We start from the raw sequence: 20464 nt of genomic DNA, 5'->3' as shown, positions 1-20464 counted from the left end.
GCCTGCGGCCGGTTCAGACGGTCGTGGCGGCGGCTCCCGGGGCTGTGGCGCGAGGGACACGGAGCGCGGGCGGCCCGCGGCGGAGCAGGGCGTGCGCGAGGACGACGCCGTGGCAGCGGTGGGCCGCGCGGGCGCCGGGGGCGGCCCGGATCAGCCGGGGCGCGGCGGGCGGCCGGGCTGTGGCCAGGAGCAACCGGAGCGGGGCGAAGGCCAGGGCCAGCGCCGCGTGCGCGAGCCGGAAGAGCGCCGCTTCGCCCCGGGCCAGCCAGAGCGCGCAGACGGCGGCGACGACGAGGTGGGCGGCGACCATCCCGGCCGAGAGGTCGAGGGCGGCGGCCAGCGCGGCGGGGTCCGCCGTGCCACCCATCGCCTCTGCGGCGTCCATGGGCGCCGGGTCCATGTCCATGCCCGCGTGCGGGGCCATGGGCGACGACAGTCCGTACGGCAGGGGCAGCGCACCGGAGAAGAGCAGATGCAGCCCGCCCTGGGCGGCGAGCACTCCCGCGCCGATGGAGCGGGCGCCCCTGCGGCGTCCGCACACCAGCCAGGCGGCGCCCGCGGTGACCGCGAACGCCGTCCACAGCGCCCCGGGCGGGATCTCGTGCCCGGTGGGGACGAAGGCGAGAGGCCCGGTGGTCCCCCGGGTCGTGAACGCGTGCCCGAGCGCGGCCAAAGTCACACATATCGCCGCAAAGACGGCAGCGCGCAGGGCGCGTATGGGTGACCGGGCGTCTGTCATGGTTCTGCACATGCTGCCATCCCGGACGGGTGTACGGCAGCTCCCCGGCACCCGGGAGTTCTCCCGGGCCTCCCTCCGACACTCCCCCGGCAGCGGATTCCGGCCCCCGCCGACCTTCCGGGCGGTACGGAGCGGGCGGGGCGCGTTCCCCGCCATGAGGCTTCCGACGCTCCGACGGCATTCGGCATCCGGCATTCGGCATCCGGCATCCCGCATCCCGCATCCGGCATCCGGCATCCGGCATCCGGCATCCGGCATCCGGCATTCCGAACGGTACGGAGTCGGCGGGGCGGCCGGCCGCGGAGGCGGCGCCTCTCCATCGGCCCCCGAGCGATCCCCGACCACCCCGAGAGACCCCGAGCGACTCCCGGACCGCCCGAGCGACTCCCGGACCGCCCGACGACCCGACGGCCCGACCGCGAACAGCGCGTCGACACAGGCCGCTTGGGGCGTATACGACCGGTTTGCGGATGTAGATTTCTATGAATTCTCGAAGGCACTGAACACCCCATGGGCCAACCCCGTATGGGACGGAGCGCTTCGCTTCTCCCCCTGCCGCGATTTTCCTGTAACCGGCAACGAAGCTTGAGGAGTTAGTTCCATGGCACGTACATCGAGAAAACGCTCCACAACGGCAAACCGGGCGATCGCCGCCGGGGCTGCCTTGCTCCTGGGCGGGGGCGGGTTGGTGGCTGCGAACGTCTACGCGTCTGCGGGTGAGGCGAAGAACTCGCCGCAGACCAAGGCCGTCGTGCAGTCACTGTCGACGATCAGCTGCCCGGATGTGGCCAACGCTGCGCAGTTGGCCAACGTCCCGGAGGCGGCGCGCCCCGAGGTCGACCGTAACCTCGCCCTGCTGGACAACCAGATCACGGAGGCGTACAAGCGGTTCGCCGACTCGAAGTCCGCGATCGAGCGTGACGCCGGGTTCGCCAACAACGCGATCATCAACCCGCTGAAGGACAAGCGGGTCGCCACGATCGACCGGATCGCCATCGCGGTCGGCCGGACCGGCGCCCGTCCGCAGGGCCTGGAGTCCTTGGCCGCCTGCACCCTGAAGGCCGACAACAGCCCCACCGCGGGCCAGGGCAACAACGGCGGCCAGGGCCAGGGCAACGGTCAGGGCCAGGGCCAGGGCCAGGGCAATGGCCAGGGCAACGGTCAGAACAACAATGGCGGCCAGAACCAGGGCAACAACGGCGGCCAGGGCAACGGCAACAACAACGGCAACGGTCAGAACGGCGGCCAGAACCAGGGTCAGAATGGTGGCCAGGGTGGCGGTCAGGGCGGCGTTCAGGGCGGTAACGGCCCCGATGCCTCCGACTTCGTCGACATCACGACCGTCCAGCCCAACGTCCAGAAGGTCCGCAACGGCCGTAACGGCTCGAGGGGCAGCTTCAGCAGCGACTGCGGTGTCAATGAAAACGGGATCTTCAACCCGGACAATGTGATCGTGGCCGCCGGTGTGAGCAATGGCGCGCACCACTTCCACGACTACATCGGCAACCAGAACAACGACGCCTTCGCCACTGACGAGAGCCTCGCCGCCGGTCAGACCAGCTGCCAGAACCAGGGCGACAAGTCCTCGTACTTCTGGCCGGTCCTCCGCCTCCAGAACGCTGGGGCCGAGGCCGACGCCAACAAGCCCGGCGGTGGCATCGAGGGCAACGTCGGCAAGATCCAGACGCCGACCCAGGTGACCAACACCTTCGTGGGCAACCCGAAGTCGAAGGTCACGGCCATGCCGCGACTGCTGCGCATCATCACGGGTGACGCCAAGGCGTTCGTCAACGGCAACGCCAACGCCAACGCGTCGTGGAGCTGCACCGGGTTCGAGAACCGTCAGCTGAAGGACAAGTACCCGATCTGCCCGCAGGGCAGCCAGGTCGTCCGTACCTTCAAGTTCCAGAGCTGCTGGGACGGTCAGAACATCGACAGCGCCAACCACCGTACGCACGTGGCGTTCGCCGACGCTCAGGGCAACTGCGCCAACGGCTTCCAGGCCATTCCGCAGCTCCAGCAGCGCGTCGTCTACAACGTGCCCCCGGGCCCGGGCTTCGCGGTGGACTCCTTCCCGGAGCAGCTGCACAAGCCGGTCACCGACCACGGTGACTTCATCAACGTCTTCGACGAGAACCTGATGAACGGCCTGGTCAGCTGCATCAACGAGGGCCGTAAGTGCAACAACAACGCCTGACGCTCCGCCCCGTCACGGGAACACACTCGTAACCGGGTCCCGTAGCGGAATCGCGTAACAGCACAGCACAACAGCGACACAGCACAACAGAGGGGCCCCCAACTCCCACCCGCCTCGCGTGGGTGGGAGCCCCTCTCCCCCACCCACGCTGCGCGGTCAGCCCATGTCGTGACCCGAGTGACCCCCGTCCTTCCCCATATCGCCACTGCCTCCCGAGGAGCTTCCCTCCGAGGAGCCCTCCCCCGAGGAGTGGTGGGACGTACCGGTCTCCACGGTCCCGCCGAGGCGGCCGCGCAGCGTCTGTATGAGCTTCTCGTCGCCGACCGCGACCCACTTCCGGCCGACGAGATACGAACCGCCGTAGTCCTTGGCCTCGTTGATCCACTCGCGCAGACCGCGGTCGGTGGCGAAGGTCGCCAGGACCCATTTGCCTTCGTCCGTCGTGCAGTTGCCCTGCCGGAGGTCTTCCGCTTCGATGCTGACATGCGCATCGCACTTCGCCTGCTTCGCGATCTTCTCAAGGCTCCCGGTCGCCGTCTTCGGCACCTCGGGGGCCTTTTCCTCGTTCGCGCCACAGCCCGTGATGAGGGCCATGCTCAGGGCTGCAATTACCACTAGGGATCGTTCCGTACGCATGACACCATCGTCCCCCCTCCACACGCCGTCGTGTGCCTGAACAAGGTCAAGAAAAGGAAGAAGCGGAACGGCCCCGCCGGGAAGCGGAACGGCCCCGTTAGGCTGTTCGCATGACGACCGGGGTACGCCGCAGGATGGGCGTCGAGGAGCGGAGACAGCAGCTGATCGGGGTGGCCCTGGAGCTGTTCGGCCACCGTTCCCCCGACGATGTCTCGATCGACGACATCGCGGCCGCCGCCGGCATCTCCCGCCCGCTCGTCTACCACTACTTCCCCGGCAAGCAGAGCCTGTACGAGGCGGCGCTGCGGCGGGCCGCCGACGAGCTGGCCGCCCGCTTCCAGGAGCCCCACGAGGGGCCGCTCGGGGCGCGGCTGCTGCGGGTCATGGAGCGGTTCTTCGACTTCGTGGACGAGCACGGGACGGGGTTCTTCGCGCTGATGCGCGGGGGCCCGGCCGCCGGTTCCTCGACGGCCGACGCGATGATCGACGACGTACGGCAGGCCGCGTACGAGCAGATACTCGCCCACCTCGGGATCCGGGACGAGGCCGCTCCCGCGCGCCTCGCGCTGGTCGTGCGCTCCTGGGTGTCGCTGGCCGAGACTACGGCGCTGCTCTGGCTGGACGGGCGCGAAATCCCGCGCGGTGAGCTGGAGTTGCAGCTGGTGCACGACTTCGCCGCGCTGGCGGCGGTGAGCGCGGCGTACGACGAGGAGATGGCCGCGATCCTGCTGCGGATCATCGCGGACGAGCCGGCCGACGGCGCGTTCGGGGATCTGCTCGGCCGGCTCGCCCTGCTGGGCGCGGGCGTTCCGGTCCAGCGCGATCACCCGCCGCGTCAGGCGTAGACCACCTCGACCCGGGTGAAGCCCAGGGAGCCGAGCAGGCCCCGGAGCATGGCGGTGGTGTTCTTCTCGGCGCGTGTGATCAGTTCGCTCTCCTCGGCGGCCTCGCCGATGTGCCGGGCGGCGAGCCGCTGGACGGCGCGTTCGTCGGCCGGGTTGGAGGACGAGGGGGATCCTGGTCCACCGGCCGGGCCGGTGGGCGCGCGGTGGCGGGCCGAAGGGTCGGGCCGGTGTGCCGGCCGGTGACGTGTCCGGTGTGGTGTCATCCGATGTCGCGTCGGTGGACGTCATACCTACCGGATGTCCCGCAGGGCGGCGTTCACACGGTCACAGGGAACCGGTTCTGTCCCAACCCGCCCGGCCCGTCGACGCGTTCACCGCTCGGGGAAGTGTCCGCGCAGGGCGCGGGCCAGGCCGCTCCCGCCGTCGTCGACCAGCCCCCGGTGGAACGCCTCCTCGTACTCCGGGTTCCCCGCCGCCTCGCGGGCCCGGCGTTCACACTCCTCACGGACGGCGGCCAGCTCCGGGGTGCCGCGCTGGGGGTGGCCCACCATGCGCCAGAATGCCTGGCTGGTGCCGTACGCGTGCGCGGCCCGTTCGCCGTCGCCCTGCGCGGCGACCGCCGCCGCCAGCAGGTCGAGGCCGAGCGCGATGCCGAAGCTGTCGCCCAGCTCCTCCTTGCCGCTGACCATCGAGCGGGCGTGTGCCTCCGCCTCGTACGGCTTGCCCTGGAGTAGGTGGATCAGCGCGAGCTGGTAGTCGGCGTAGGCGCGGGTCCAGCACTCGCCCCGGTCCAGACAGGCCCGGCGCAGCTCCATGGCCTCCTCGCGGGATTCGTCGAGCCGGCCGAGGGCGGTGAGGGAGAAGATCCGTACCAGTCGGCAGCGCAGCTGGGACGGGGAGTCGAAGAAGTCGGCGGGCCGGGAGCGCAGGGCTCGGTCGGAGACGGTGAAGCCGGCCTGGGCGCGGCCCATCATCAGACAGGTGAGGCTGAGGAGATAGGCCGCGGAGAGCATGGATTCGGGGTCCTTGTCCCGCCAGGCGGCCGTGGTGCAGCGCTCCCCGAGCCGGTAGGCGCCCTCGTGGTCGCCCTGGAGCATGGTGGTGATGCCGAGGGCCCAGAGGGCGCGGGTGCGGTGCGGGCTTCGGGTCCGGTGTCCGGCGAGGGCGCGTTCCAGATAGAGCCTGGCCTCGTGGAGATGGCCACAGCAGCTCCAGAAGAACGCGACGCGGCCCACCATCTCGACGGCGGTCTCCGGGTCGTGGGCGAGCAGGTGGTTGAGCGCGGCGCACAGGTCGGGGTGGGTGTCGGTGATCCTGCGGTACCAGGCGACCTGCCGGGGTCCCGTCCAGCCCGCGTGCGCCTGTCGGCACACCTCGGTGAAGTGGGCGGCGTGCCGGTCGGCGACCAGCTTCTCCTCGCCGAGTTCGCCGAGCCACATGGCGCCGTACTCCCGGATGGTGTCGAGCATCCGGTAGCGGTCGCCGGTCTTGCGCAGCACGGATTTGCAGACGAGTCCGGCCAGCGCCAGGGTGACGCCGTCGGCGGTGAGGGGGCCGCCCGCGCAGACCTCCCGCGCGTCCTCGGCGTCGATGTCGCCCCGGAAGACGGCGAGTCTGGCCCACAGCAGCCGTTCCAGCGGGGCGCACAGCTCGTGGCTCCAGCCGATGGCGGTGCGCAGGGCGCGGTGGCGCTGGGGCCAGCCGGTGTGCTGGGTCAGTGTGTCGAGCCGGGAGGTGATCCGGGAGGTCAGCAGTTCGGCGACGTACTCGACGGAGTTCTCGTCGAGCCGGGCGCAGGCGAGTTCGACGGCGAGCGGGATGCCTTCGAGGTCGCGGCAGATCTGTACGGCGGCGGCGGCCGTGCCCGGGTCGTCCAGGCGGAGCCGGGGCGCGGCGGTGGCCGCCCGGTCGCGGAAGAGCTGGAGGATCTCCTCGTCGCCCTCCAGCGGCAGCGGCGGTACGTCGATGCGGTGCTCGCCCCTGGCGTCGAGGGGCTGTCTGCTGGTGGTGAGGACGGTGAGCCCCGGGGCCGCGGTGAGCAGTTCGCCGACCAGATGGCGGCAGGCGTCCACCACGCGCTCGCACGAGTCGAGGACGAGCAGCATCCTGCGGTCCGCCAGCCATTCGCAGAGCGCCTCGATGGGCGTACGCAGGGAGTGGTCGGAGAGTCCGACGGCGTCCGAGACGGTGATGAGCAGGGTGCGGTCGTCGTAGAGCGGCGCCAGGTCCGCCCACCAGACCCCGTCGGGGTACGCGCCGCTGCCGCTCCTGACGCCCGTCTGCTCGGCGGCGTGGCCGGGCGCGCCGCCCGGTCCGCCCACCCATTCGGGCGCGCGGTCCCCGGTGCGGCCGCCCGCGTGCTCGGCCGCGCGCAGCGCGAGCCGGCTCTTGCCCACTCCTCCGCTGCCGGTCAGCGTGATCAGCCGGTGATCTTCGAGCGCGCGTTCCAGGAGGGCCAGTTCGGCCCTGCGCCCCACGAAGCTGGTCGTCTCTTCGGGAATGTTCCCCACCACGGGGACAGTGTGGACCAGTCATGGCCCAGGACCGACACCCCGAGTAAGAACGGTCATAAACGACCAAGAGTTGCCTCTATTTTGTCAGTTAAACCTGTCAATCAATCACCGGACGGGGTGTCGGCAGGGCGTGCCGAGATGTACGGGGCTCACGGAGAGCGGGGGAAAGACAGCCGCCCGGCGGCACCGGCCCCTGTCGGGGGAGACGGTGTGATCGCCGGGCGGCCCGCATGCGGGAGGGTCAGTCGCGCCAGCTGTCGTTCAGGACGACCTTGCCGGAGGCCGGCACCGTGGCCGTACGGTTGGCACCGCTCTCCCATGTCACGGTGCCCGCCGCGTCCTTGCGGAGGTACTTGTACGCGAAGGACGTTCCGGCGGGCAGCTCCACGTCGAGCTTCCACACCGGGTAGGCGGCCGGGTCCAGCTTCAGCGCGCTGCCGGTGTTCCAGTTGCTCAGCGCGGACTGGTTACCGGTGACATAGATGTTCTGGCCGGTCGCGGTGGTCGCGTTGACACCGAAGGACGCACCGGAGGTGCCCGGCTGCGGATCGGTGCCGCCACCGCCGCCCGCGCAGGTGCGGGCGCCCGTGTGCAGGGCGAGGGCGGTGTGGGCGCCGAGGGTGGCGGTGAACCGGCCGGATCCGTTGACCGTCACCGTGGTACCGCTCTGCACATCGCAGTAGGCGCCGCTCGCCAGCGAGGTCTGGAAGGTGCGGGTGAGCGGGGAGCCCTCGTGGTTGATGGCCGTGTAGCCCGCCGTACCCCGGCCGAAGGCGATCCGGTCGCCACCGTTGTCCCACCAGTTGGTGACCGGCTGGCCACGGGTCGCGTTGCGGAAGCCGACCATGGACGCGACCTCGCGCCAGGCGTGCTGACACTTCCAGCCGTCGCTGTAACAGGCGCTGATCGTACCGCCGTTGGGCGGGCCCGCGTCCCGGTCGGTGAACTCGTACCCGGAGTGCACATCGGGCGAGCCGTACGGCCAGGCCAGCATGAAGACATTGGCGAGGGTGTAGGTGGCGCCGTCCTTGTAGCTGAGGGTGTCACCGCCGCGCTCGGTGTCGTGGTTGTCGACGAAGACGGCGGACCTGCCCGACTCCATGTAGCCCCAGCTCTCGCCGAAGTTCTTCAGGTTGGCGAGGTTCTCGTTGTTGAAGACCCGCTCGAGGTCACGGGCGTACCGGAACTCCTGGACGTCTCCGCTGCCGAGGTACTCGGACGGCGAGACGGCCTCGCCCGCGCCGTGGATGGCCTCCTGCTTCCAGTAGACGCCCGGATCGCTCAGCCTGCTCTTGATGTCGGCGAGGTCGGCGGCGGGCATGTGCTTGGCCGCGTCGATCCGGAAGCCGTCGACACCGAGCGAGGCCAGGTCGTTCAGATACGCGGCGATCCGGCCGCGTACGTACTCCTCACCGGTGTCCAGGTCGGCGAGACCGACCAGTTCACAGTTCTGGACGTCGGCGCGGTCGGTGTAGTCGCTGATCGTGGACCGGCAGTCGTCCAGGTCCGAACCGGAGTAGATCCCGGGGTAGTCGTACTTGGTGTACGAGGAGCCGCCGGTGCCGGTGCCGTCCCCGGCCGCCATGTGGTTGATGACGGCGTCGGCGATGACCTTGACGCCTGCTCCGTGACACGTACGGATCATGTCCGAGAAGGCGGCACGGTCCCCGAGGCGCCCGGCGATCCGGTAGCTGACGGGCTGGTACGAGGTCCACCACTGGCCGCCCTGGATGTGCTCCTGGGGCGGTGAGACCTGCACATAGCCGTAACCGGCCGGCCCGAGGGTGTCCGTACACGCCTTGGCTATGGAGTCGAACTTCCACTCGAACAGTACCGCGGTGACCTCCTTGCCGCCGGGCGGCGCCGCCTGCGCGGTCCCGGCGGGCACCGTCAGGGCGAGTGCGGCACCCGCCGTGAGCGCGAGTGCGGCGGCCAGGGATCTGCGAACCATTTTTCCTCCAACAGCGCTGGTGGGGAAGGGGCGATACATCGATCGGTGATCAGTGGTGCGGTGTGGGCTCTGGTGTGCGGGGCCGGTGTTCGCGCGCTCCGGCGGTGGAGCCGCGTACCACCAGCTCGGGCTGGAAGACGTACTCGGTGCGCTGTACGGGGCTGCCGCCGATCTCCTCCAGCAGCGCGGCCACCGCCGCCACCGCCATCGCCCGGACCGGCTGGCGGACCGTGGTGAGCGGCGGGTCGGTGAAGGCGATCAGCCGCGAGTCGTCGAACCCGACGACGGAGAGGTCACGCGGCACCCCGAGGCCGCGTTCCCGGGCCGCCCGCACCACACCGAGCGCCATCAGGTCGCTGCCGCGGGCGACGCCGGTGCGGCCGCGCCCCAGCAGCACGCCCGCCGCGACCTGGCCGCCCTCGACCCCGTACAGCGTGGAACACACCAGCTCCTCGGCCTCCCGCCACGACAGCCCCAGCACACCGACGGCCGCGTCGAGGAAGCCCTCGCGCTTGCGCCGGGAGGGACATAGCGCCGCGGTCCGGTCGCCGGCCCTGCCCGGCGGTGGCCCGGCTCGGCGAGGTGGGCCACCGCCATCCGTACCGCCGCGTGGTCGCCGGCGGAGACGAAGGGCGCGCCGACGCGCTCGTTGTAGCCGTTGATGCGGACGAACGGCACGCCGCGCGCGGTGAGTTGGGCGTAGTGCCTCGGGCCGGCGGAGGTGTCGGCGTGCAGCCCGGACAGGCACACGATGCCGCTGACGTCGCGCTCCACGAGCTGCTCGACCAGCTCGTCCTCGGTCGCGCCGCCCGGCAGCTGGGTGCGGGGAACGGGGGTGCGGCCGTGCCCGGCCAGGACCTGCTCGACGGCCTGGGCGAAGGCGGGGAAGACCGGGTTGGTGAGTTCGGGGGTCACCAGCCCGATCAGTCCCGCGCCGCGCTGCCGCAGCCGTCCCGGGCGCTCCCCGCCCAGGATGTCGAGCGCCGCGAGTACCCGTCCGCGGGTGGGGTCCGCGACACCCGGCCTGCCGTTCAGGACACGGCCGACGGCCGCTTCGCCGACCGCCGCCCGGCCCGCTCGGTCCGCGAGCCGGGGTGTGCCCTGTGGCAGGGGACCGGTCACACCGTCCACCACGCCGTGGTGTCGGGGCCCAGCTCGGTGTGGCCGTCCTCGGTGGGTACGGGGGCGCTGGCCAGCAGCAGTGTGCCGGGCACCTCGAACCGTACCGCCGTGTCCGTGGTGTTGACCGTGCAGACGAAGCCGGGGCGGGCGAAGACCAGCACACCGCGCGGCGCGTCCCGCCACTGGACGGCGGTGCCCGCGCCCAGGCCGGGGTGTTCCCGGCGTACGGTCAGCGCCGACCGGTACAGCTCCAGTGTGGAGCCGGGGTCGCCGGTCTGCGCCTCGACGGAGAGGGCGCCCCAGCAGTCGGGCTGCGGCAGCCAGCTGCCGCCGTCGCCGAAGCCGTACGAACTCCCCTCGCGCGTCCAGGGGATGGGCACCCGGCAGCCGTCGCGGAAGCCGTCCTGGCCGTCCGCGCGGAAGAACGACGGGTCCTGCCTGACCTCGTCGGGGAGGTCGGTGACATCGGGCAGGCCCAGTTCCTCGCCCTGGTAGAGATAGGCGGAGCCGGGCAGGGCCAGCATCAGCAGGGTCGCCGCGCGGGCCCGGCGCAGCCCGAGCGTACGGTCGCCGGGCTCCCTGGTCTGGGTGGGGCCGCCGGGCGGGCCGGCGAAGCGGGTGGCGTGCCGGGTCACATCGTGGTTGGAGAGCACCCAGGTGGCGGGGGCTCCGACGGGGCGCATCGCGGCGAGCGACACGTCGATGACCTCGCGCAGCGCCTCGGCCTCCCACGAGGTGGTCAGGTACTGGAAGTTGAATGCCTGGTGCAGTTCGTCGGGGCGTACGTAGTTGGCGGTGCGCTCGACGGTGGGGGTCCATGCCTCGGCGACGGCGATCCGGTCGCCGGGGTACTCGTCGAGGATGACGCGCCACTGCCGGTAGATCTCGTGCACACCGTCCTGGTCGAAGAAGGGGGTGCCGCCATCGCTGCTGTCGAGCAGCCGGAGCTGTCCGGCGCCGCCGATGTCGGGCAGTCCCTCGGCCTTGACGAGGCCGTGGGCGACATCGACGCGGAAGCCGTCGACGCCCATGTCCAGCCAGAAGCGCAGGATGGAGCGGAACTCGTCTGCGACGGCGGGGTGTTCCCAGTTGAAGTCGGGCTGTTCGGGCGCGAAGAGGTGCAGATACCAGTCGCCGGGGGTGCCGTCGGGGTCGGTGGTCCTGGTCCAGGCGGGGCCGCCGAAGATGGACTCCCAGTCGTTGGGCGGGAGTTCGCCGTCCACGCCCTTTCCGGGCCGGAAGTGGTAGCGCTCGCGCAGCGCGGATCCGGGGCCCTCGCGCAGGGCGCGCTTGAACCAGTCGTGTTCGCTGGACGAGTGGTTGGGCACGAGGTCGACGATGATCCGCAGGCCCAGCCCGTGGGCGTCGCGGATCAGCGCGTCGGCGTCGTGCAGGGTGCCGAACATCGGGTCGATGGCACGGTAGTCGGCCACGTCGTAGCCCGCGTCGGCCTGCGGCGAGGCGTAGAAGGGGCTGAGCCACACGGCGTCGACACCCAGCGCCCGGAGGTGCGGAAGCCGGCGGCGTACCCCCTCGAGATCGCCCATTCCGTCGCCGTCGCCGTCGGCGAAGCTGCGTGGATAGACCTGGTAGATCACCGCGTCCTGCCACCAGCCGCGGCGGTGGCCCGGGGCATCGTCGGACGTGCCGGTGGGAGGGGCAGCGAGGTGCTGGGTCATGTCGTCCCTGAGTGTCTGGGGGTGGGGAGCGGCGCCGGATCCGGTGGGCTCCGGTCGCCGCCGTCGTCGTACGGAATCGGGTGTACGGGTACGGACAGGGCTGGTCAGCCCTTGACGGCACCGGCCGACATGCCGGTGACGAGGTGCCGCTGCGCGAAGAGGAAGACGAGCGCGGCGGGGATCACGATCAGTACGGACGCGGCGGTCATCGGGCCCCACTGGGCGCCGTACTGGTTGACGAACTTCTGGAGGCCGCCGGCGAGTGTGAGGTTCTCGTCGCCGACCATGAAGGCCGAGGCGTAGGCCACTTCGCCCCAGGCGGTGATGAAGGAGTAGAACGCGGTGACCGCGAGCCCCGGCCTGGCGAGCGGCAGGACCAGCCGGAAGAAGGTGCCGAAGGGGGTCAGTCCGTCGACCATGCCGGACTCGTCGATCTCCCAGGGGACGCTGTCGAAGAAGCCCTTCATCATCCAGGCGCAGAACGGCACGGCGATGGTGAGGTAGGTGATCACCAGTCCGGCCGGGTTGTTGAGCAGTCCGACGCTCACCATGATGTTGTAGATCGGCACGATGAGGACGGCGACCGGGAACATCTGGGTGATCAGCAGGGTCCACATCAGTCCGCGCTTGCCGGGGAAGCGGAAGCGGCTGACCGCGTAGCCGGTGGTGGCGGCCACGAACACACCGAGGACCGTGGTGAGGCCCGCGATGAGCAGTGAGTTGCCGAACCAGGTGAGGAACGGGGTGTCGCGCAGCAGGCCGGCGTAGTTCTCGAAGGTGGTGTCCTCGAAGAAGTCCGTGGTGGTGGCCTGGCTCGCGGGCTTGAGCGAGGTCAGGAAGACCCACAGCACCGGGAACACGGCGATCACGGACGTCACGACCAGGGTGGTGTGCAGAGCGGCGGAGGCGAGCGGTGAACGGCGCCCTCGGCGCGGCGAGTTGGTCACGGTGGAGGTCACCAGGTATCTCCCTGCTTGCGGAGGACGCGCCGGTAGACCACGGCGAAGAGCATCAGGAGGACGAGGATCAGCACGCCCCAGGTGGAGGACTGCGCGTAGTCGCGCGGGCTGATCTCGAAGGAGAACTTGTACGCCTGGGTGACCAGGATCTGGGTCGCCTCGCCGGGTCCGCCCCGGGTCAGCAGGAAGATCACCGGGAACATGTTGAAGGTCCAGATGGTGGAGAGCAGGATCACCGTGGTGCTGACCGGGCGCAGCCCCGGCATGGTGATGTGGCGGAACCGCTGCCAGGCGCTCGCGCCGTCCATCTCGGCGGCCTCGTACATCTCGCCGGGGATGGACTGGAGTCCGCCGAGCAGCGCGACCATCATGAAGGGCACGCCGAGCCAGACGTTGACGGCGATGACCGAGAACTTCGCCCAGGTGGGGTCGTTGAGCCAGGGCACCGCGTCGATGCCGCCGCCCGTCAGCACCTTGTTGAGGAAGCCCCGGTCCTCGTTGTAGAGGAAGCGCCAGGCGAAGACGGAGACGAAGCCCGGTACGGCCCAGGGCAGGATCAGCAGCATCCGGTAGACGGAGCGGCCCGCGATGCGCCGGTTGAGGATGTTCGCGAGCGCCAGGCCGAGCCCGAAGGTGATGCCGACGCAGGAGACCGTCCACACCAGTGTCCAGCCGAGGGTGGTGAGGAACTGGCCGCCCGTCAGCACGTCGGCGTAGTTGTCGAGGCCGACGAACTCGTAGGTGGCGGGCAGATGGTTGACGCCGATGTTGCGTTCGACGTTGCGTTCGTTGGCGTCGGTGAGTGACAGATAGACGCCGCGCAGCAGCGGGTATCCGATGATCACGCCGAGGACGAGGACCACCGGGGCGACCATGGTCCAGGCGTACCAGTGGGTCGAGACGCCCCGTCGGAGCGCGCCGGGGGTCCGGCGGGTGCCGGTCTTCCTGCCGGAGCCGGGGGCCCGGTCGCGGTCGGACGCGCCGTCCGCGGCCGGCGCCGCCGACGGGCTGGTGTGGACAGCCATCAGTGTTACTTCCAGCCCTTGAGCAGCTTGCGGTACGAGTCCCCGGTGGCCCTGGCGCCCTTCTCCGGGGTGGTCTGGCCGGTGAGGACCTTGGTGTACTCGACGACCAGCGGCGCGAACAGGCTGCCGGTCTCGGGGATCCAGGGGCGCTCGACGGCCTTGTCGACGACCGGCTTGAAGAAGTCGACGATCTCGTTCTTCGCGACGTCCGGTCGGGCGTAGACGGAGGTACGGGTGGGGAGCAGGCCGAGTTCCTCGGTGACCCGGGCCTGGCTCTCGGCGGACGTCATGTACGCGGTGAACGCGTAGGACGCGGCGAGGTTCTTCGACCCGGCGTAGACGGCGAGGTTGTGGCCGCCCTGCGGGGCGCCCTGCCCGGCGGATCCGGCGGGCACGGGGGCGACGCCGAGGTTGGCCCGGTCCTTGAACTGCGCGCCGCCGTAGGTGTCGGCGACCGCCCACGGGCCGTTGATCATCATCGCGACCCTGCCGTCCTTGAACGCCGCCTGCATGTTCTCCCAGCCGTCGGTGGCGTCCGTCTTGGCGGCTCCGGAGTCCACGAGGTCCTTGACGACGGTCATGGCCCTCACCCCGGCCGCGTCGTCGACGGTGACCTTCTTCGACGTGGCGTCGACCAGATTGCCGCCCTCGCCGTACAGGAACGGCAGGAACCAGTAGGCGTCGTCGCCGCGCAGATACAGACCGGTCCTGCCGGTCTTCTCCTTGATCTTCTTCGATACGGCCTTCAGCTCGTCGACGGTCCCGGGTACCTCGACGCCCGCCTCCTTGAGGATCTTCTTGTTGTAGAAGATGCCCATGGAGTCGATGACCTGCGGTACCGCGTAGGTCTTGTCGTGGTACTTCGTGGAGGCGGCGGCCTGCGGGAGGAAGTCGCCGCCGTCCTTGAGCGCCGGGGTGCCGTCCAGGGGCGCGAGATAGCCGAGATCGGCGAACTCGGGTGTCCAGGCGACCTCGGAGCGGATCACGTCGGGGGCGCCGGAGCCTGCCTGGGCGGCGTTCTTGAACTTGTTCTGGGCGTCGCCGAAGGGCACGTTGACGTACTCGACCTTGACCTTGGGGTGCTTCTTCGTAAAGCCCTCCGCCAGCTTCTCGAAGACCTTGTCCTCGCTGCCGACGGTCGAGGTGTCCCACCAGGTGACGGTCCCCGACAGCTCGCCTCCCGAGCCGCCCGAACTGTCGCCGCCCGCGCCGCCGTCGCTGCCGCAGGCGGTCGCCGCGAGGGCCAGGGTCGCGGCCAGGGCGGTGGCCGTTATGCCACGTCGCATCCGAACTCCTTCAACTGCCGTACCGCTCCGTCGCGGCGCCGGGTTGGACTGGAAAGTAACAGCGATGCAAGAACGCCGAAAGACTTTGCGGAAGATTTCTGCAAGAAGCGGCGATCGTTACCAGCATGTGTCCTGGCGGTTGCGGGCCGGAGCCTCGACGCCAGCCTGTTCGAGCGGTCACCACGGGACAGCCGGGCCCGGCGCGGCGACAGCCCGAGCAAGCAACCAGCAGGAAGGTTTCGCAAGAACTTGCAGAAGCTTGCGATCAGAGGCCGCCCGGTTGTGCGGTGGGCAATCCGACAGAGGCCCGGTACAGTCCACTGACATGACCGCACGGCTTGCCGATATCGCAACTCAGGCGGGGGTCAGCGAAGCGACGGTCAGCCGCGTTCTGAACGGCAAACCCGGGGTTGCGGCGACCACCCGTGAGTCCGTACTCGCCGCGCTCGATGTCCTCGGATACGAACGCCCCGTACGCCTGCGCCGCCGCAGCGCCGGACTGGTCGGCCTGATCACCCCGGAGCTGGAGAATCCGATCTTCCCCGCCCTGGCCCAGGTCATCGGCCAGGCCCTGACCCGGCAGGGCTACACGCCCGTACTGGCGACCCAGACCCCCGGCGGATCGACCGAGGACGAGCTGACGGAGATGCTCGTCGAGCGCGATGTCTCCGGGATCATCTTCGTCTCAGGACTGCACGCCGACACCTCCGCCGACATGCGGCGGTACGAGAAACTCCGCACCCAGGGCGTCCCGTTCGTCCTCGTCGACGGCTTCTCGCCGAAGGTGCAGGCGCCGTTCATCTCCCCCGACGACCGCGCGGCGATGCGGCTCGCGGTGACCCATCTCGTCTCGCTCGGCCACCAGCGGATCGGGCTGGCGGTCGGCCCCAAGCGGTTCGTCCCCGTACTCCGCAAGATCGAGGGCTTCCGCGCCACGGTCCAGGAGCTGCTGGGCCTCTCCGACGAGGAGACGGACGGGCTGATCCAGCAGTCGCTGTTCACCCTGGAGGGCGGCCAGGCCGCGGCCTCCGCGCTGATCGAGCGCGGCTGTACGGCGGTGGTGTGCGCCAGCGACATGATGGCGCTGGGCGCCGTCAGGGCCGCGCGCCGGCTCGGTCTCGACGTACCGCGCGAGCTGTCGGTGGTCGGCTTCGACGACTCTCCGCTCATAGCGTTCACCGATCCCCCGCTGACGACGGTCCGCAAGCCGGTGCCGTCGATGGGCCAGGCCGCGGTCCGTACCCTCCTGGAGGAGATCGGCGGTACGCCCGCGCCGCACAGCGAGTTCGTCTTCATGCCCGAGCTGGTGGTGCGCGGATCGACCGCCTCCGTACCCGCCCCCGGTCCTCGGGGAATACCCGGATCCCGTACTCTTTCCTGACTCGTTCCCAAGTAGTAGCGCGTGCGATCGGAACCAGTCCGGGGGATGATCGGTCAGGGGCGTGAATCTGGCAGACTTTCCCGACATGGGTGAATCCACCGTGAACGCACAGGAAGTCCGGACGGCCACCCCGTCACGCCTCGCCGACGTGTCGGCATGGAGGGCGACCGACGGCCGTACGAGGCTCCAACGCCTCCGGTCGCCCCGTCGCCCGCGCATCCGGTTCGAAATCCTGCTGATCGCGGTGAGTTACTGGACATACTCACTCATCCGCAACGCGGTCCCCGAGCAGCGCGCCCAGGCCCTGCGCAACGCGGACTGGATCTGGCGCACGGAACAGACCCTCGGCATCGCGGTGGAGCAGTCCGTCAACCACGCGGTGAATTCGGTGACGTGGCTGATCGTGGCCATGAACTACTACTACGCGACACTGCATTTCATCGTCACCATCGGGGTGCTGATCTGGCTCTTCCGCCGCCATCCCGGCCGTTACGCCGCGACCCGGCTGGTGCTCTTCGCCACCACGCTGGTCGCCCTGCTCGGTTACTACCTGTATCCACTGGCACCGCCACGGCTGATGAACGGGCAGCACTTCATCGACACGGTCGCGCACCACGGGACCTGGGGATCGATGGCCTCGGGCAACCTCAAACACATGTCGAACCAGTACGCGGCCATGCCCTCGATGCATATCGGCTGGTCGCTGTGGTGCGGACTGACCATCTTCGCGCTCGCCGGAGCCCCCTGGGCGAAGATCCTCGGCCTGCTCTATCCGACGGCCACCCTGGTCGTGATCGTCGCCACCGCCAACCACTTCTGGCTGGACGCGGTGGGCGGCATGATCTGCCTGGCGTTCGGCTACGCGGTCTCCTGCCTCTGGTACGGCACGCTGCCGTACCGCCTGCCGCGCCGCGTGGCCACGGACCGGGAGAAGCCGCGCGAGCCCTCGGAACCCACCGAGCCCGCCTCCTCCCGGAAAGAGACCCGGGAAGCGGCCTGACCGCTCACTCGGCCCCGTAGAACAGCCGGTCCACCACCACCCGGGCCCGGCGGGTCGTCCGGCGGTAGTCGTCGAGCATGTCGCCGCTGTACGCCGCCGTGGCCGGCCGGCCACGCACGGGACCCGGCGCGTACCCCAGGTAGCGGCCCATCGCGCCCAGCTCGCGGCGGTCCGACGGGAAGGTGTCGCCGGGGCGGCCCCGTACCAGCATCGCGCCGTTACGGACCCGGGTGGCCAGGACCCAGGCGTCGTCCAGGACCGTCGCGTCCTCCTCGCTGAGGAGGCCCGCCTCACGGGCGGCGGCGAGGGCCACGCGGGTGCGGGTGGTCCGCAGGCCGGGCACCGACCTGCCGTGCCGCATCTGGAGGAGCTGGACCGTCCACTCGACGTCCGAGAGCCCGCCCCGGCCCAGCTTGGTGTGGAGCGTCGGATCGGCGCCGCGCGGCAGCCGCTCCGTCTCCATCCGCGCCTTGAGCCGGCGGATCTCCCGGGCGCCGTCCTCGCCGAGACCGTCCACCGGATACCGCAGCGGATCGATCAGCTCGATGAAGCGCCGGCCCAGCTCCGCGTCGCCCGCCATCGGCTCCGCCCGCAGCAGCGCCTGGCTCTCCCAGCCGAGCGACCAGCGCCGGTAGTACGCCGCGTAGGAGGCGAGCGTACGCACCATCGGGCCGCTCTTGCCCTCCGGGCGCAGATCCGCGTCGATCATCAACGGCGGCTCGGACGAGGGCACTTGGAGCAGCCGCCGCATCTCGGTGACCACGGTGGTCGCGGCGCGCGCCGCCTCCTGCTCGTCGACGCCCTCGCGCGGCTCGTGCACGAACAGCACATCCGCGTCCGAGCCGTACCCCATCTCGTGCCCGCCGAAGCGGCCCATGCCGATGACCGCGAACCGGGTCGGCAGCGTGTCGCCCCACTGGGTGCGCACCACGGCCCGCAGGGCGCCCGCGAGCGTCGCCGCGTTGAGGTCCGTGAGCGCGTCGCCCACCCGGTCGACCAGGGCGCCGGGGTCCTTCTCGGCGGGGCTCTCCTCCGTACCGTACGAACCGATGATGTCCGCGGCCGTCGTACGGAACAGCTCCCGTCTGCGCACCCCGCGCGCCGCCGCGACCGCCACCTCCGCCGTGTCGGCGCGCCCGACCGCCGCGAGGACCTCCTGCTCCAGATGGTCCCGGCCGCGCGGGGTCAGCCCGTTCGGATCGCCGAGGATCGCCACTGCCTCGGGGGCCCGCAGCAGCAGATCGGGGGCGAGCCGCCCGGCCGACAGCACGCGCGCGAGATTCTCCGCGGCGGCGCCCTCGTCCCGCAGCAGCCGCAGATACCAGGGCGTCTTGCCGAGCGCGTCCGAGACCTTGCGGAAGCCCAGCAGCCCGGCGTCCGGATCGGCCGAGTCGGCGAACCAGCCCAGCAGCACCGGCAGCAGCGTCCGCTGGATCGCCGCCTTGCGGGACACCCCGGACGACAGCGCCTCCAGATGGCGCAGGGCCGCCGCCGGGTCCCCGTAGCCGAGCGCCTCCAGCCGCTGGCGCGCCGCCTTCGGGGAGAGCCGGATCTCGCCGGGCGCGAGCTGCGCGACCGCGTCGAGCAGCGGCCGGTAGAAGATCTTCTCGTGCAGTCTGCGCACCACCGCCGCGTGCCGCTTCCACGCCCGGTTCAGCTCGACGACCGGCTCGCCGCGCAGCCCGAGCGAGCGGCCGAGCCTACGCAGATCCGCCTCGCCCTCCGGAACCAGATGGGTCCGGCGCAGCCGGTAGAGCTGGATGCGGTGCTCCATGGCGCGCAGGAAGCGGTACGCCTCGTCGAGCTGCGCCGCGTCCGCCCGCCCCACGTAACCGCCCGCCGCCAGCGCGGCCAGCGCCCCGAGCGTCGACCCGCCGCGCAACGAGGCGTCGCTGCGTCCGTGCACCAACTGGAGCAGCTGTACGGCGAATTCGACGTCCCGCAGCCCGCCGGGGCCCAGCTTCAGCTCGCGGTCCACCTGTCCGGGCGGGATGTTGTCGACGACCCGGCGGCGCATCTTCTGCACGTCCGGCACGAAGTGCTCGCGCTCGGCGGCCTGCCACACCAGCGGCGACACCGCCTCGATGTACTGCGCGCCGAGCGCCGGGTCCCCGGCCACCGCGCGGGCCTTGAGCAGCGCCTGGAACTCCCAGGTCTTGGCCCAGCGCTGGTAGTACGCGAGATGGCTGCTCAGGGTCCGCACCAGCGGCCCGTTGCGCCCCTCGGGGCGCAGATTGGCGTCGACCGGCCAGATGGTGCCCTCGATGGTCGACTCGGAGCAGATCCGCATCAGATGCGAGGCCAGCCGGGTCGCCGCCTGGATCGCCCGGCCCTCGTCTGCGCCCTCCCCCGCTGCCTCGGGCGGCTCCCCGACGAAGATCACATCCACATCGGAGACATAGTTCAGCTCGTGGCCGCCGCACTTGCCCATCGCGATGACCGCGAGCCGGCACGCGGCGGCGTCCTCGGGCGCGGCGGCCCTGGCGATGGCGAGGGCGGCGCGCAGGGTCGCGGTGGCGAGGTCGGCCAGCTCGGCGGCGGCCTCGGCGACATCCGTCGTACCGCAGACGTCCCTGGCCGCTATGGCGAGCAGACAGCGGCGGTAGGCGATCCGCAGCGACACCGGGTCCTTCGCCTCCGTGAGGCCCCGCTCGAACTCCGCCACCCCGGGGTGCAGGTCCGCCAGCTCATAAGTGACCAGGACCTGCCAGTCCTCCGGATGCCTGGCCAGATGGTCGCCGAGCGCCTCGGACGCGCCGAGCACCCCCAGCAGCCGGTCCCGCAGGGGCTTGGCCGTGACGACGGTGTCCAGCATGATCCGCCGCTCGTCGGGCAGCTGCGCCTCCGCCAGCCGGACGAGCCCGCGCAGCGCGAGATCGGGGTCGGCGGTCCCCCCGAGCGCGTCCAGCAGCATCGGATCGGACCGCACGGGACCCATCTCGGGAAGATCGAGCAGCCGCTCGGCGGCGGAGGGATCCGTGAAGCCGTGCCGCAGCAGGCGGGTGAACGTACTGCTTCTGCGCCCCGGCAGTGCCATATTCGCCGTCTCCCGTCCACGGACCGTCAAGCCACGGATCCGACCTTATCCGCACCCACTGACAACGCACCGCCGCGTACCGGCGGAAAAGGTC

The 20464-nt window shown here is 70.7% G+C and carries 14 protein-coding genes and 1 pseudogene; 4 read left to right on the top strand and 11 right to left on the bottom strand.

Annotation, left to right across the window (positions count from 1 at the left end; genetic code table 11):
• Positions 1–13 precede the first annotated feature (13 nt).
• Positions 14–679: a hypothetical protein gene (locus ACIP8W_RS13315; protein ID WP_401954309.1), complete on the bottom strand. Its 666-nt coding sequence runs from the start codon at positions 677–679 to the stop codon at positions 14–16.
• 661 nt (positions 680–1340) lie between these two features.
• Between ACIP8W_RS13315 and ACIP8W_RS13310 the strand changes: the two genes are divergently transcribed.
• Positions 1341–2936, top strand: coding sequence for a DUF1996 domain-containing protein (locus ACIP8W_RS13310; protein ID WP_402202989.1), 1596 nt, complete (start codon positions 1341–1343; stop codon positions 2934–2936).
• Between the two features lie 156 nt (positions 2937–3092).
• Here the strand turns inward: ACIP8W_RS13310 and ACIP8W_RS13305 are convergent, their stop codons facing one another.
• Entirely contained in the window at positions 3093–3572 is a 480-nt protein-coding gene (locus ACIP8W_RS13305; RefSeq protein ID WP_401954314.1) for a hypothetical protein, read from the bottom strand.
• A 110-nt stretch (positions 3573–3682) separates the two neighbouring features.
• On the opposite strand from ACIP8W_RS13305, the gene ACIP8W_RS13300 reads away from it, so the two are divergent.
• The gene (locus ACIP8W_RS13300) at positions 3683–4417 is read left to right on the top strand and encodes a TetR/AcrR family transcriptional regulator (RefSeq protein WP_401954317.1); all 735 of its coding nucleotides are present in this window, start codon (positions 3683–3685) and stop codon (positions 4415–4417) included.
• Here ACIP8W_RS13300 and ACIP8W_RS13295 read toward each other — a convergent pair.
• The 8 genes and pseudogenes from ACIP8W_RS13295 to ACIP8W_RS13260 form a co-directional block, all read right to left on the bottom strand.
• Entirely contained in the window at positions 4408–4680 is a 273-nt protein-coding gene (locus ACIP8W_RS13295; RefSeq protein ID WP_401954320.1) for a DUF4230 domain-containing protein, read from the bottom strand. The genes ACIP8W_RS13300 and ACIP8W_RS13295 overlap by 10 nt on opposite strands.
• A gap of 108 nt (positions 4681–4788) precedes the next feature.
• Positions 4789–6927 carry an ATP-binding protein gene (locus ACIP8W_RS13290; RefSeq protein WP_401954578.1) on the bottom strand — a complete coding sequence of 713 codons (2139 nt, stop codon included), beginning with the start codon at positions 6925–6927 and terminating at the stop codon, positions 4789–4791.
• Between the two features lie 244 nt (positions 6928–7171).
• Positions 7172–8881: a carbohydrate-binding module family 20 domain-containing protein gene (locus tag ACIP8W_RS13285; RefSeq protein WP_402202988.1), complete on the bottom strand. Its 1710-nt coding sequence runs from the start codon at positions 8879–8881 to the stop codon at positions 7172–7174.
• A 49-nt stretch (positions 8882–8930) separates the two neighbouring features.
• A pseudogene (locus ACIP8W_RS13280) lies at positions 8931–10015 on the bottom strand (LacI family DNA-binding transcriptional regulator).
• Positions 10000–11682 (bottom strand): glycoside hydrolase family 13 protein, encoded by a 1683-nt coding sequence (locus ACIP8W_RS13275; RefSeq protein WP_402202987.1) that lies wholly within the window; start codon positions 11680–11682, stop codon positions 10000–10002. Before ACIP8W_RS13275 ends, ACIP8W_RS13280 begins: the two are co-directional and overlap by 16 nt.
• Positions 11683–11786: 104 nt before the next feature.
• Positions 11787–12644: a sugar ABC transporter permease gene (locus tag ACIP8W_RS13270; protein WP_402203059.1), complete on the bottom strand. Its 858-nt coding sequence runs from the start codon at positions 12642–12644 to the stop codon at positions 11787–11789.
• Complete coding sequence (locus ACIP8W_RS13265) at positions 12638–13666, bottom strand: carbohydrate ABC transporter permease (protein WP_401954327.1); 1029 nt, start codon at positions 13664–13666, stop codon at positions 12638–12640. The genes ACIP8W_RS13270 and ACIP8W_RS13265 overlap by 7 nt, the downstream gene beginning before the upstream one ends.
• Positions 13667–13671: 5 nt before the next feature.
• Positions 13672–14952, bottom strand: a complete 1281-nt coding sequence (locus ACIP8W_RS13260) for an extracellular solute-binding protein (RefSeq protein WP_402202985.1) — start codon at positions 14950–14952, stop codon at positions 13672–13674.
• Positions 14953–15277: 325 nt separating this feature from the next.
• Here ACIP8W_RS13260 and ACIP8W_RS13255 point away from each other — a divergent pair, with 325 nt between their 5' ends.
• The gene (locus tag ACIP8W_RS13255) at positions 15278–16333 is read left to right on the top strand and encodes a LacI family DNA-binding transcriptional regulator (protein WP_401954332.1); all 1056 of its coding nucleotides are present in this window, start codon (positions 15278–15280) and stop codon (positions 16331–16333) included.
• Between the two features lie 85 nt (positions 16334–16418).
• On the top strand, positions 16419–17333 hold the full coding sequence (locus ACIP8W_RS13250; protein ID WP_401954334.1) for a phosphatase PAP2 family protein: 915 nt from the start codon (positions 16419–16421) through the stop codon (positions 17331–17333).
• A gap of 4 nt (positions 17334–17337) precedes the next feature.
• On the opposite strand, the gene ACIP8W_RS13245 is transcribed toward ACIP8W_RS13250, so the two are convergent.
• Positions 17338–20370, bottom strand: coding sequence for a bifunctional [glutamine synthetase] adenylyltransferase/[glutamine synthetase]-adenylyl-L-tyrosine phosphorylase (locus tag ACIP8W_RS13245; RefSeq protein WP_401954336.1), 3033 nt, complete (start codon positions 20368–20370; stop codon positions 17338–17340).
• Between the last annotated feature and the right edge of the window lie 94 nt (positions 20371–20464).

The organism is Streptomyces sp. NPDC088554, from assembly GCF_044752945.1.
Classification (GTDB): Bacteria; Actinomycetota; Actinomycetes; order Streptomycetales; family Streptomycetaceae; genus Streptomyces.
Note: the sequence above shows the minus strand (reverse complement) of the source record. Positions and strands in the feature narration are given on the sequence as shown.